Source organism: Dyella sp. LX-66 (genome assembly GCF_018599165.1).
Classification (GTDB): Bacteria; Pseudomonadota; Gammaproteobacteria; order Xanthomonadales; family Rhodanobacteraceae; genus Dyella_D; species Dyella_D marensis.
On the sequence record NZ_JAHFVJ010000003.1, the window covers coordinates 72,276 to 85,184 of the forward strand.

Consider the following 12,909-nt stretch of genomic DNA (forward strand, 5'->3'; position numbering starts at 1 on the left):
GGCTCAGTGGCCCAGCACGGTCACGGTGACCTTGCGCTGGTGCGGATCGCGCCGGTGCTCCCACAGGTACACGCCCTGCCAGGTGCCCAGCAGCAGCTTGCCGCCATGCACCGGCAAGGTGAGGCTGACGCCGGTGAGGATGGAGCGCACGTGGGCCGGCATGTCGTCCGGGCCTTCGGCGTCGTGCTGGAAGATCGCGTCGCCATCGGGCACGGCGCGGGCGAACCAGCGTTCGAGGTCGTCGCGCACCGCGGGGTCGGCGTTCTCGCTGATCAGCAGCGAGCAGCTGGTATGCGTGGTGAAGACATGGGCGATGCCGGTGTGCACGCCCGCCGCCATGACCGCCTCGGTCACCTTGTCGGTGATCTCGCTGAAACCGCGGCCGCGCGTATGCACGGTGAAGCCTTGCTGGGCGACGTGTCCGGCGGGCGCGGCTCGGGTCATGACTGCGATCCTCTACGGATAAAGCATGCGGTGCGTCCAGGTCTGGCCGTGGCGGCTCCAGCGGACGCGTTCGTGCAGGCGGTATTGCGCGCCGTACCAGAACTCGATCATGTCCGGCTCCACCACGTAGCCGCCCCAGTGCGGGGGACGGGTGACGTCGCGGCCGTCGAACTCCTGCTCGTAGCGCGCCACGCGCTGCTCGAAGGTGTCGCGGTCCGGCAGGGTCTGCGACTGCAGCGAAGCCCAGGCGCCGATCTGGCTCAGGCGCGGGCGGCTGGCGAAGTAGGCGTCCGACTCTTCCTCCATCAGCTTGCGCGCGGCGCCTTCGATGCGCACCTGCACGCCGTCGCGCAGCATCTTCCAGTGGAAGCACAGCGCCACCTGCGGATGCACTTCGAGCTCGCTGCCCTTGTCGCTCTGATAGTTGGTGAAGAAACGGAAGCCGCGCTCGTCGGCGCCCTTGAGCAGCACCACCCGCGAGCTCACCCGTCCGCCGGCGTCGGCGGTGGAAAGCGTCATGGCCGTGGGCTCGGGGTCGCCGCTGGCCCGGGCACCCTCCAGCAGCTGTTGGAAGGTCTCGAGGATTTCGGGTTTCAGCATGGGTCTTGAATCGTGGCCGGCGCGCGTCATCATGCGCGGATGGTTAACGATGCTATCACGCAGAATTCGACCCTGGCGGGACTCCTGCTGGATCAGTACGCCGGCCGCATCGCCCGCTCGCGGCGGCCCTACCTGCTGGGTATCTCCGGCCTGCAGGGCAGCGGCAAAAGCACCCTGGCGCGGGAGGTGAAGGCCCAGGCCGAGGCCCGCGGCCTGGCCACCGAGGTGCTGGCGCTGGACGACTTCTATTACAGCCGCAGCGAGCGCGAGTCGCTCGCCCACCAGATCCACCCGCTGCTGAAGACCCGCGGCGTGCCCGGCACGCATGAGATCGAATTGCTGATGTCGGTGCTGGCGGCCCTGCCGCATGCGTCGGAAAAGCTGCCGGTCACCTATCCGCGCTTCGACAAGGGCCGCGACACGCGCATGCCGCCGTCGCGCTGGCCGAAGATCAGCCGGCCGCCGAAGCTCATCGTGCTGGAAGGCTGGGCGCTGGGCATCAAGCCGCAGCTGCAGTCCGCGCTGGACGAACCGGTCAACGCCATGGAGCGCGACGAAGACCCCGACGGCACCTGGCGCCACTGGGTCAACAAGCAGCTGCGCGGCTACCAGCCGCTATGGCGCAAGCTGGACGCGCTGGTGGTGCTGCAGGCGCCGAACTGGGAAGTGGTGCGCCAGTGGCGCAGCCAGCAGGAAGAGGAACTGCTCGCCCGCCATGCGCCGCTGGCCATGGACGCGAGCGCGATGGAACACTTCCTCGCCCACTTCGAACGCCTGAGCCGCCACGCCCTGGCCATCCTGCCCGCACTGGCCGACACCTGCGTGGAGTACGACACGCAGCGGCACGTCACCGGCCTCAGCCACTTCTAAGCCGCGCCTGCTCCTTACTCAAGTCAACGGCTCGACCACCACCGCCGTCCCATACGCCAGCACTTCGGTAACGCCTTCCGCCACGTCGTTGGCGTCATACCGCATCGCCACCACCGCATTGGCACCATGCTGCCCCGCATGCTGCAGCATCAACTCGAACGCTTCCTCGCGCGCCTTCTCGCACAGCTCGGTATAGATCGAGATATTGCCGCCAACCAGCGTCTGCAGTGCCGCCCCCAGATTGCCGACGATGCTGCGCGAACGCACGGTAATCCCACGCACGATACCCATCGGGCGGACAACGCGATAACCCGGCAATTCGTTGCCGGTGGTGACCATGGTGGGGGAGACGTGGGCCATGGGTTGCTCCTGGATAGTGTTAAGGCCCTGATGGTCCCACAACCGCAGGCGTCCGGAATGTGCCGGCAGGTACGAATCCCCCCTGCACCCGCATAGCCGGACTTGCATTTTCCCTTCGAACTGCGCGGCACGAGAAGCTCTCCGAGCGGCCTGATTCATCTGCCGATGCAAAGCCGCCGTAGATGACCGCACATAACCTGACGCTCCGGCCGCTCCTAACCAAAGGCACCCTATCTTGGCGCCTTGATATTCGATCTTCGCCACCGGTCCATCGACTGCTTCTCAGCGAAACTCCGCTACCGTCGCAGCCCGCTCGTTGAGTACGCGGCGATTGTCGCTCGCATGTGCATCGCCCAGTACCCGCCCCTGGTATGTCTGATGCGGGGTGGACCAGCGGTTGATTTCCTCGCAGGCTGTTTTTTTGCATGGATAAGCCATGATCGTATGCCAGCCACCTGCCTCGGACTGGTAGCCATGCCCATAGGCATATGGCCGATTGCTGCTGTCAGAACCTGGATCATGCCGGGCTCCGAACAAATGACCGAGTTCGTGACCGAATGTGCCGCTGCCGGTTGTGCAAATGCGGTTGACAACAGCAAATGCCGTACTGGAGTCACCTCCGACGGAGGCCGCCTGTCCGCAGCCATCGCCGTTATTCACCAGCAGCACATTCAGATCGGCGCCTGCAGTATCGCGCTGCGCATGGACTTCATCCATGCTGCCATCATCGGCGCGCCGGTAATTGGCCAGGTCCGTGACGAGCCTGCCACTTTCCGTATATTCGACCCTTGTTTTCGCCACCACATCAAGCTTTACGAATATGTCGGAAGCGAAAAGCCCTCGATTGGTCTCGGCCACAAGCAGGTCGATGTACTCGTCGATGGAGGGGCGGCGCTTGAGCACTGCTTGCGTGTAATTGACCATCAAGTGGATAACGATGGGGTCCGTTGCCGTTCCCTTGCGTGGAACCGTTACGGGTTCGACGGACGCGACTTCGACCGCCCGCTGCACCGGGCGGACATCGGCCACCGGGTGCAACGGCGGCATACGGCTGCGATCGATCTCGATGAGCTCATGCATTTCATGCGTCGTAGGCTGAATCAGAAAAAGCTTTCCCATCGCATGCAACTTTCCATGGATGTGCGCCCCATGACGCACCAGGATCACCGATCCACCCTCTTGCTCAACCGGCGATGCCGATACGACGCGTCGTCCGGACTCCATGGTGCGCCCTTCCCACACGACGGCACCACTGGACAAGGAATAGGAGCGGCCACGCTGGACCATTTGATCGACGGCCAGCGGCAGCAGCAGTTGCTCGGTCCGTGTCGTCAGCGATGAGGCGTGCGCCTGTACCGCAACGCTTGGCGAGCTGCCTGCAGAAAGAGGCTCGCGCTGCAGCGCGGCGGAGCGACCATGCCCCTGCCCAGTCGTGGAAAAGAGCCGGGCCGGCGGTTCGTCGGAAGCTGTGGCATAGGACGGCAGCCACAGGAAAACCGGCAGGCTCAGCAGGTAGAAAGACGCGTGGCGTTGCATAAAGTTTCTCCCGGGAAAAGTCGCGCACCCCGGCCTCGTCATATGAAGGCCATGGCCTCTGGCAAAAGCACGCGAACGGTTGACCTTCCCCACCACCATGGCACGGACACGCGGCATCAAATGCGGCTCTTGCCCATGTACGCGAAGCAATGGACAAATGCAGCATTATTCCCGCCACTTGGCGACCAACCCAGGCAATCACAGCAGCGCGCGATACCCTTCCCGCGCATCCGTCCAGCGAAATGCGAATCCGCTCGCCCGCAGACGCGCATTACTCAACCGCTTGCTACCGATGCCGGGCGGCGCCGCACCATCCTCCGGACGCGGCGCACCGATCAAACCGGCAAGGTGCTCATACAACACATGCATCGGCAATGGCGTGTCATCCGCCCCGACATAGACACGCTCCGCCGCGGACAACTCCAACAGATGCATGACCGCCGCCGCCGCATCATCCACATGAATACGATTCGACCAATGCGGCGGATCCCGCGGCACCCGCGCTTCGCCCGCGCGCAGGCGTTCGAGCAACTGCATGCGGCCTGGCCCGTAGATGCCAGCCAGGCGCAGACTGACCGAAGGCACCGCCTGCGCAGCGAGCCACCGCTCCGCCTCAAGCAACACGCGCCCATTGAAACCCGGCGGCGCCGGCGGCGTAGCCTCATCCACCCAGCCATCGCCATGTTCGCCGTACACGGCACTCGACGAAACAAACAGCACGCGCTCCAGCGGCGCGCCAGACAGCGCCCCAAGCAGATGCTTCAAGCCATCGACAAAGATCGCGCGATACGCAGCCTCCTCGCGCACCCCCGGCGTCGGCGAATACACCACGCGAGTGATCCCCCCCGGCAACGCACGCAAACTCTCCGCCTGCGTCAGATCGCCGCGCACCCAGCGCACACCATGCTCCCCGTCACGCGCAGGTGAACGCCGCAGCGCCCATACCTCGTCGCCGCGCGCCAGCAGGCGTTGCGCCACGCGCATCCCAAGATCGCCGCATCCGGCCAGCAACACCCGTCCGGTCATGCGTGGCCTGCTGTTAAAGTCGGCATATGAATCCCTCGTGCAACCTGTTCATGGTCGGTCCGACCGGCGCCGGCAAGACGTCGATCGGCCGGCGGCTGGCCGCGCATTATGGGCTGGAGTTCCTGGATCTCGACCAGGAAATCGAGCGCCATTGCGGCGCCACCGTGAGCACGGTGTTCGAAATGGAAGGCGAGGCCGGCTTCCGCCGCCGCGAAAGCACCCTGCTGGAAGCGTGCAGCGCGCGTAGCGGCGTGCTGCTGGCCACCGGCGCCGGCGCGGTGCTGGACCCGGCCAACCGCCGGCTGCTGGCCGAGCGCGGCTACGTGCTGTGGCTGCAGGCCACGGTGGAGCAGCAGCTCGAACGCCTGGCCCGCGACCGCAGCCGCCCGCTGCTGGCCGGCGAGGACCGCCGCGCGAAACTTCAATCCATGGCGGGCATCCGCACGCCGCTGTATGCCGATGTCGCCGACCTGGTGATCCCCGGCGAGCACGAACTCGTACTCGCCGCCAGCGAACGCAGCATCGCCCTGATCGACCAGCACTGGCAGCGCCAGCAGGCCGCATGAGCATGAATCACCACACTTCCTCCCCGCGCACCATCGACGTCGCCCTCGGCGAGCGCGCCTATCCGGTATGGATCGGCCCCGGCCTGCTCGGCGACCGCGCGCGCTGGCGCGCCATGCTGCGTGGCCGCCACGCGCTGGTGGTCAGCAACACCACGGTGGCGCCGCTGTATCTGGAGCGCGTGGCCGCAGGGCTGGAAGGCCTGCAGTGGTCGGCCTTCCTGCTTGACGACGGCGAGGCGCACAAGACCTTCGACAACGTGGGCCGCGCACTGGACGCGCTGGCCCAGCTGGGCGCCACCCGCGACGCCTGCGTGGTGGCGCTGGGCGGCGGCGTGGTCGGCGACCTGGCCGGCTTCAGTGCGGCCTGCTGGATGCGCGGCATCGACTTCATCCAGATGCCGACCACCTTGCTGGCCATGGTCGATTCCTCGGTCGGCGGCAAGACCGGCGTGAACCTGCCGGCCGGCAAGAACCTGGTCGGCGCCTTCCACCAGCCGCGCGCGGTGGTGGCCGATATCGACACCCTCGCCACCCTGCCGCAGCGCGAATACCGCGCCGGCCTGGCCGAGGTGGTGAAGGGCGCGGCGATCGGCGACCTGCCGTTCTTCGAATGGCTGGAACAGCAGGCCGACGCGCTGGCCGCGCGCGACACCGCGCCGCTGGTCGAAGCGATCGCACGCAAGGTTCAATACAAGGCCGGCGTAGTGGCCCGCGACGAAACCGAGCAGGGCGAACGCGCCCTGCTCAACCTGGGCCACACCTTCGGCCACGCGCTGGAAACCGCCGGCAAGTACACCGCCCTGCTGCATGGCGAAGGCGTGGCGGTCGGCATGCTGCTGGCCGCACGCCTGTCCGAGCGGCTGGGCATGAGCGTCGCCGCCGACACCGCGCGCCTGCAGCGCCTGCTGGAACGGCTGGGCTTGCCCACCGCGATCCCCGCCGGCATGGACCCGCAGGCCCTGCTCGCCCTGATGCGCCTGGACAAGAAGAACACCGCCGGCACGCTGCGGCTGATCCTGTGGCGCGGCATCGGGCGGGCCCAGATCGTCGGCGGCGTGGACGAAGGCGCGGTCTTGGCCACGCTGCGCGAGGCGACTTCGGCCTGAGGCCGCCTTCTGGCTAGAATGCCCAACTCGCGGCCCACCGCCCCCTATCCACCATGCAGCCTTCCATGCGCCTCTACCTGCAAACCGCGCCCAGCTCCGGCGAAGCGCCCCGCTACGTCCAGATCGTGCTGGAGCAGGATCTGCTCGGCGGCTGGACGCTGTACCGCGAGACCGGCGTGCAGGGCGGCAAGGCCAGCCTCAAGCGCGAGCAGTTCCTGGAGCGCGACGACGCCATCGCGGCGTTCGAGAAGGCGCGCGATGCGCAGCTCAAGCGCGGCTACCGCCTGATGTTCAGCCAGGGCATGGACGGCCCGTACGGACGTTGATATGACCGAAGCTTTGAAGAACGACCGCTTTCTGCGCGCCCTGCGCCGCGAACCCACCGACACCACGCCGATCTGGGTGATGCGCCAGGCCGGCCGCTATCTGCCGGAGTACCGCGCTACGCGCGCCCGCGCCGGCAGCTTCATGGCGCTGGCGCAGTCGCCGGAGCTGGCCTGCGAAGTGACCCTGCAGCCGCTGGAGCGCTTCGACCTGGATGCGGCGATCCTGTTCTCCGACATCCTCACCATTCCCGACGCGATGGGCCTGGGGCTCAGCTTCGCGCAGGGCGAAGGTCCGCAGTTCGCGCATCCGGTGCGCACGCGGGCCGACATCGACAAGCTCGGCGTGCCCGACATGGACGGCGAGCTGCGCTACGTGATGGATGCGGTGCGCACGATCCGCCGCGAGCTGCGTGGCCGCGTGCCGCTGATCGGCTTCTCCGGCAGCCCGTGGACGCTGGCCTGCTACATGGTCGAAGGCGAAGGCTCGCGCGATTTCGCCACGCTCAAGGCCATGTGCTGGAACGAGCCGAAGCTCGCGCACCAGTTGCTCGATACGCTGGCCCGCTCGGTGGCCGCCTACCTCGCCGCGCAGGCCGCGGCCGGCGCGCAAGCGCTGATGGTGTTCGACACCTGGGGCGGCATGCTCGGCCCCGCGCCGTACCGTGAATTCTCGCTGCGCTACATGGCCCAGGTGGTCGATGCGCTGAAGGCCGACGCGCATGCGCGCGAGCTGCCGGTGATCCTGTTCTCCAAGGGCGCCCACCGCCACCTGTCCGCCATGGCCGACACCGGCTGCGCCGCCCTGGGCGTGGACTGGACCATCGACCTGGCCGACGCCCGCGCCGCCGTCGGTGGCCGCGTGGCCCTGCAGGGCAACCTCGACCCCGCCGTGCTGCGCTCCAACCCCGAGACCATCCGCCGCGAGGCGCGCGCCGTGCTGGACAGCTTCGGCAACCACCCGGGCCATGTGTTCAACCTGGGGCATGGCATTACGCCGGAAGTGGATCCGGAGCATGTGAAGGTGCTGGTGGATGAAGTGCATGCCTATGGCCGCGTAGTACGCGCCAAGGCCTGAAGACGTACCCCCTCTCCCCTCCGGGGAGAGGGCTGGGGTGAGGGGTCGGCCGGAGCGTAGAAGCGGGAGCAGAAAGCAAGCCTCGCCCTGTCGATCTCCCGTCGCGAGCCCCGACCCCTCATCCGGCTGCCGCCACCTTCTCCCCGACGGGGAGAAGGGTTCCCATCCGGGCAGGTCCGCGCCAGCCTGTTTCTGGCAGCCTCCAGCCCCCACCCTTACAATCCAGGGTCTTTACCCCGTTCCCACCCACGCGCCCGCCCCGGCGCGCCATGACGAGCCCCCGATGGACAAGAGTTTCGAGCCCCGCCAGATCGAGTCGAAGTGGTATGCGCGCTGGGAAGCCAGTGGCCTGCTCAAAGTCGATAATTCCAAGCCCTCGGGACACGGCGAGCCGTACTGCATCCTGCTGCCGCCGCCGAACGTCACCGGCACCCTGCACATGGGCCATGCGTTCCAGCAGACCGTGATGGACATGCTGATCCGCTACCAGCGCATGCGCGGCCTCAACACGCTGTGGCAGGTGGGCACCGATCACGCGGGCATCGCCACGCAGAAGATCGTGGAGAACCAGCTCGCCGCCGCCGGGCAGACCCGCCACGACCTGGGCCGCGAGGCCTTCGTCGAGCGCGTGTGGCAGTGGAAGGAGGAATCCGGCTCCACCATCACCAACCAGATGCGCCGCCTGGGCGTCGCCGCCGACTGGTCGCGCGAGCGCTTCACCATGGACGAGGGGCTGTCGTCCGCGGTGCGCAAGGTGTTCGTGGAGTGGTTCCGCGCGGGGCTGATCTATCGCGGCAACCGTCTGGTGAACTGGGACCCGGCGCTGGGCACTGCCGTGTCGGACCTGGAAGTGAACAACGTGGAGCGCGACGGCCACCTGTGGTCGATCCGCTATTACACGGTGGACAACAGCGACAGCGTCGTCGTCGCCACCACGCGTCCGGAAACCATGCTCGGCGACGTCGCCGTGGCGGTGCATCCGGAAGACGAGCGCTACGCGCACCTGGTTGGCAAGATGCTGCGCCTGCCGCTGTCGAACCGCGAGATCCCGGTGATCGCCGACGACTACGTCGACCGCGAATTCGGCACCGGCTTCGTCAAGATCACGCCGGCGCACGACTTCAACGACTACGCCATCGGCCAGCGCCACAACCTGGCGCCGATCAACATCTTCACGCTGGACGCGAAGGTCAACGAGAACGCGCCGGAGCAGTACCGCGGCCTCGACCGCTTCGAAGCGCGCAAGCGCGTGCTGGCCGACCTGGAAACCGAAGGCCTGCTGGTCGAAACCAAGCCGCACAAGCTGCAGGTGCCGGTGAGCCAGCGTTCGGACGCGGTGATCGAGCCGATGCTCACCGACCAGTGGTTCGTCGACCTCACCAGCGATGCCGGCCGCAAGGCGATCACCGAGCCGGCGCTGGACGCCGTGCGCTCGGGCGAAATCAAGTTCGTGCCGGAAAACTGGAGCACCACCTACACGCAATGGCTGGAGAACATCCAGGACTGGTGCATCAGCCGCCAGCTGTGGTGGGGCCATCGCATTCCGGCGTGGTACGACGAGGCCGGCAACATCTTCGTGGGCGAAAACGAAGCCGACGCGCGCGCGCATGCCGCGGTGCCGCCGGTCGGCGCGCTGCGCCAGGACGAGGACGTGCTCGATACCTGGTTCAGCTCCGCGCTGTGGCCGTTCTCCACGCTCGGCTGGCCGGCGGACGGCCCGGTGAAGAACGAGCGCGGCGAAGTGGTGGCGGACTGGCAGGCGGACAAGATCTTCCTGCCCAGTTCGGTGCTGGTCACCGGCTTCGACATCATCTTCTTCTGGGTCGCGCGCATGGTGATGGCGACCAAGTATTTCACCGGCCAGGTGCCGTTCCGCGAGGTGTACATCAACGCCATCGTGCGCGACGCCGAAGGCCAGAAGATGTCCAAGTCCAAGGGCAATACGCTGGACCCGCTGGACCTGATCGACGGCATCGAGCTGGAACCGCTGGTGGAGAAATCCACCAAGTCGCTGCTGATTCCGCAGGTGCGCGAGAAAGTGGAAAAGCGCATCCGCAAGGATTACCCGGCCGGCATTCCCGCGATCGGCACCGACGCGCTGCGCTTCACCTTCGCCGCGCTGGCCAGCTATAGCCGCACCATCAATTTCGACATCAAGCGCGCCGAAGGCTACAAGGCGTTCTGCAACAAGCTGTGGAACGCCGCGCGCTTCGTGCTGATGAACGTGGAGAACGGCGCCATCGCCGCGGCCGGCACGCCGCCGGCGACGGAAGCGGAGCGCTGGATCCTCACGCGCCTCAAGCAAACGCTGAGCGACGTCGAACAGCACTTCGTTACCTATCGCTTCGACCTGCTTGCGCAAGAGCTGTACGAGTTCGTCTGGAACGAGTACTGCGACTGGTTCCTGGAACTGTCCAAGCCGGCGCTCAACGGCGACGACGCGGCCGCTGCCGCTTCCACCCGCCGCACCTTGCTGGTGGTGCTGGAGACGGTGCTGCGCGCACTGCATCCGATCGTGCCGTTCATCACCGAGGAGATCTGGCAGTCGGTCGCACCGCTGCTGGGCCTCACCGAGGAAGCCCTGCTGCGCCGGCCGTGGCCGAAGGCCGGCGACATCGTGGCCGACGATGCGGCCACCGCCGAAGTCGAGTGGTTCAAGAACGTGCTGAGCGGCATCCGCCGCATCCGCTCGGAAATGAATATCGCGCCGGGCAAGACCATCCCGCTGCTGCTCGCCGACGGCGACGCCGCCGATCGCGCGCGCGCCGCGAAGTTCGCCGCGCAGATCGCCTTCCTGGCGCGCGTGGATGCGCCGCAGTGGATCGACGCCGGCGCGGACGAGCCGGCCGCCGCGGCCGCGGTGGTGGGTTCGATGCGCGTGCTGATTCCGCTGGCCGGGCTGATCGACGTGGGCGCGGAGAAGACGCGCCTGGGCAAGGAGATCGGCCGCATCGAAGGCGAGATCAAGAAGTGCGAGGGCAAGCTGGGCAATGCCAACTTCGTGGCGAATGCGCCGGCGGACGTGGTGGCGCAGGAGCGCCAGCGCATTGCGGATTGGGGCACGCAGTTGAATGCGTTGCGGGAGCAGTTGGTCAAGCTTGGCTGAGCGACTGACGTAGGTTGGGGTGAGCACATGCGAACCCCAACGCTGCGATAACGTGCGGGACTGTTGGGGTTCGCTTACGCTCACCCCAACCTACGGCGTCATGGTGCGACGAAATCCAGCGCCATCACGATCGCATCTTCCCTGCCCTGCTTCGCCGGGTAGTAATTCGGGCGCCGGCCGATCTCCTCGAAGCCGATCGAGCGGTACAAGGTCTGCGCCACCGGATTCGACGGCCGCACTTCCAGGAACACCCGCTCGGCGCCGTTCCAGCGCGCCACGTCCAGCAGGCGGCGCAGCAGGTGCCGGCCCAGGCCCAGGCCGCGGTGGTTCTGGCTGATGCACAAGTTGAGCACGTGGGCCTCGCCGGCGGCGACGGAGAGCACGCCGTAGCCGGCCATTTCGCCCTCCACCCACAGCACCCAGGCCGGATGCCCGGCCTTCAGGCAGTCGCCGAAGATGCCTTCGCTCCAGGGGAAATCGTAGGACGCGCGTTCCAGCGCGGCGACGCCGGGCAGGTCTTCGCGGCGCATGGCGCGGACTTCGGCATGGGGCCGTGCGACCGCGACCATGGCCTCAGCCCGCGGTCTCGGCCAGGGCGCGGCGCAGGCTGCGCAGCGCGTTCCACAAGCGCCGCTTGCCGGCGCCGGAGCCGTGCACCGCGCCGGGCTCGTCGGCCAGCACGATATGCGCCTGCTGCAGCATCGCCGCGGGCAATTCGCGGCCCAGCGCATGCGCCTGGGCCTCGCCGAACACCAGGTAGGCCTTGGCCAGCGGCGCGGCGGCTAGGCGGCCGTCCCGCACTTCGATGCGCGCGGCGCGGGCCAGCGCCGGACCGAAGGCGGTCAGCGCGCGGCCGAGCAGGTCCAGCGTGCGCGGCTCGCAGCCGGCAGGCAGCAGCACCACGCAATGGCCCGCGGCGGTTTCCGCCACGGGCGCATCGGCCGGTGCGGACGGCATCGTCGGCGCGTCGCGCCGCACCCACGGCGTGACGCCCAGTGCGCGCAGCACGCGCGAACGATGCAGGGAACCGGACGGCGCCATCGCGCTCATGCCGCTCCGCGGCGGCGGCGGGTGGCGCGGCCCCACAAGGTGAGGGCCGGGCCGGACAGCAGGTACAGGGTGAACACCACGAACAGCACGCGCGGCGGATCGACCAGGAACGGGATCAGGATCAGCACGCCCACGATGATCCACAGGAACGGCACGCGGTCGCGCTCGCCCATCGGCAGCGACTTGAAGCTGTAGTAGCGGAAGCGGCTGACCATCAGCAGGCCCACCAGCACCGCCATGAACGGGGTGAAGAAGCAGAGCTCGTCGCCGCCCACGCCGAACTTGTCCATGCTCCATACGAAGGACATGCACACCGCGGCGGCGGCCGGGCTGGCCAGGCCTTGGAAATAGCGCTTGTCGGCCACGCCCACCTGGGTGTTGAAGCGGGCCAGGCGCAGCGCCGCGCAGGCGGCATAGATGAAGGCGGCGGCCCAGCCCAGCTTGCCCCACAGCGGGCCATAGGCTTTGAGCGTGGACAGCGACCAGGTGTACATCACCAGCGCGGGCGCCAGGCCGAAGCTGACCAGGTCGGACAGCGAGTCGTACTGCACGCCGAACTCGCTCTGCGTGCCGGTGAGGCGCGCCACGCGGCCGTCCATGCCGTCCAGCACGGCGGCCACGAACACCGCGATGGCCGCGTCGCTGTAGCTGCCGCCGATGCTGGCCACGATCGCGTAGAAGCCGGCGAACATGGCTCCCGTGGTGAACAGGTTGGGCAGCAGGTAGATGCCCCGGTGGCGCGGCGGGCGGACGGGCGTGGTCTCGCTCATGGATCAATCCGTGACGGAATGCGCGCAGTGTAAACCATCGCTTGAGTCCTATCCGTGCGGGTGCTAACAAGGGC

At 67.5% G+C, this 12,909-nt stretch carries 14 protein-coding genes; 6 read left to right on the plus strand and 8 right to left on the minus strand.

Annotation, left to right across the window (positions count from 1 at the left end):
- Positions 1–3: 3 nt before the first annotated feature.
- Positions 4–444 carry a secondary thiamine-phosphate synthase enzyme YjbQ gene (locus KK141_RS06930; protein ID WP_214569049.1) on the minus strand — a complete coding sequence of 147 codons (441 nt, stop codon included), beginning with the start codon at positions 442–444 and terminating at the stop codon, positions 4–6.
- A 12-nt stretch (positions 445–456) separates the two neighbouring features.
- Positions 457–1,044 carry a pyridoxamine 5'-phosphate oxidase gene (pdxH, locus tag KK141_RS06935; RefSeq protein WP_214569050.1) on the minus strand — a complete coding sequence of 196 codons (588 nt, stop codon included), beginning with the start codon at positions 1,042–1,044 and terminating at the stop codon, positions 457–459.
- A 39-nt stretch (positions 1,045–1,083) separates the two neighbouring features.
- On the opposite strand from pdxH, the gene KK141_RS06940 reads away from it, so the two are divergent.
- Positions 1,084–1,914: a kinase gene (locus KK141_RS06940; protein WP_214569051.1), complete on the plus strand. Its 831-nt coding sequence runs from the start codon at positions 1,084–1,086 to the stop codon at positions 1,912–1,914.
- An 18-nt stretch (positions 1,915–1,932) separates the two neighbouring features.
- Here KK141_RS06940 and KK141_RS06945 read toward each other — a convergent pair whose 3' ends face one another.
- The 3 genes from KK141_RS06945 to KK141_RS06955 form a co-directional block, all read right to left on the minus strand.
- Positions 1,933–2,274 carry a heavy metal-binding domain-containing protein gene (locus KK141_RS06945; RefSeq protein ID WP_214569052.1) on the minus strand — a complete coding sequence of 114 codons (342 nt, stop codon included), beginning with the start codon at positions 2,272–2,274 and terminating at the stop codon, positions 1,933–1,935.
- A gap of 282 nt (positions 2,275–2,556) precedes the next feature.
- Complete coding sequence (locus KK141_RS06950; protein ID WP_214569053.1) at positions 2,557–3,810, minus strand: M12 family metallo-peptidase; 1,254 nt, start codon at positions 3,808–3,810, stop codon at positions 2,557–2,559.
- Positions 3,811–4,008: 198 nt separating this feature from the next.
- Entirely contained in the window at positions 4,009–4,836 is an 828-nt protein-coding gene (locus KK141_RS06955; RefSeq protein ID WP_214569054.1) for an SDR family oxidoreductase, read from the minus strand.
- Between the two features lie 26 nt (positions 4,837–4,862).
- Here KK141_RS06955 and KK141_RS06960 point away from each other — a divergent pair, with 26 nt between their 5' ends.
- The 5 genes from KK141_RS06960 (at position 4,863) to KK141_RS06980 (ending at position 11,015) form a co-directional block, all read left to right on the plus strand.
- On the plus strand, positions 4,863–5,402 hold the full coding sequence (locus KK141_RS06960) for a shikimate kinase (protein ID WP_214569055.1): 540 nt from the start codon (positions 4,863–4,865) through the stop codon (positions 5,400–5,402).
- Positions 5,399–6,508: a 3-dehydroquinate synthase gene (aroB, locus tag KK141_RS06965; protein ID WP_250901609.1), complete on the plus strand. Its 1,110-nt coding sequence runs from the start codon at positions 5,399–5,401 to the stop codon at positions 6,506–6,508. Before KK141_RS06960 ends, aroB begins: the two co-directional genes overlap by 4 nt.
- A 65-nt stretch (positions 6,509–6,573) precedes the next feature.
- Positions 6,574–6,834, plus strand: a complete 261-nt coding sequence (locus tag KK141_RS06970) for a WGR domain-containing protein (protein ID WP_167252317.1) — start codon at positions 6,574–6,576, stop codon at positions 6,832–6,834.
- Position 6,835: 1 nt separating this feature from the next.
- Positions 6,836–7,909, plus strand: coding sequence for a uroporphyrinogen decarboxylase (hemE, locus tag KK141_RS06975; RefSeq protein WP_214569056.1), 1,074 nt, complete (start codon positions 6,836–6,838; stop codon positions 7,907–7,909).
- Between the two features lie 283 nt (positions 7,910–8,192).
- Positions 8,193–11,015, plus strand: a complete 2,823-nt coding sequence (locus KK141_RS06980) for a valine--tRNA ligase (RefSeq protein WP_214569057.1) — start codon at positions 8,193–8,195, stop codon at positions 11,013–11,015.
- 98 nt (positions 11,016–11,113) lie between these two features.
- Here KK141_RS06980 and rimI read toward each other — a convergent pair whose 3' ends face one another.
- From rimI to KK141_RS06995, 3 genes are read right to left on the minus strand one after another with little or no spacing between them, the layout of a single operon-like run.
- Positions 11,114–11,584 (minus strand): ribosomal protein S18-alanine N-acetyltransferase, encoded by a 471-nt coding sequence (rimI, locus tag KK141_RS06985; protein ID WP_214569058.1) that lies wholly within the window; start codon positions 11,582–11,584, stop codon positions 11,114–11,116.
- Between the two features lie 4 nt (positions 11,585–11,588).
- Positions 11,589–12,065: a hypothetical protein gene (locus tag KK141_RS06990; RefSeq protein WP_214569059.1), complete on the minus strand. Its 477-nt coding sequence runs from the start codon at positions 12,063–12,065 to the stop codon at positions 11,589–11,591.
- On the minus strand, positions 12,062–12,835 hold the full coding sequence (locus KK141_RS06995) for a phosphatidylcholine/phosphatidylserine synthase (RefSeq protein WP_167252322.1): 774 nt from the start codon (positions 12,833–12,835) through the stop codon (positions 12,062–12,064). Before KK141_RS06995 ends, KK141_RS06990 begins: the two co-directional genes overlap by 4 nt.
- Positions 12,836–12,909 lie beyond the last annotated feature (74 nt).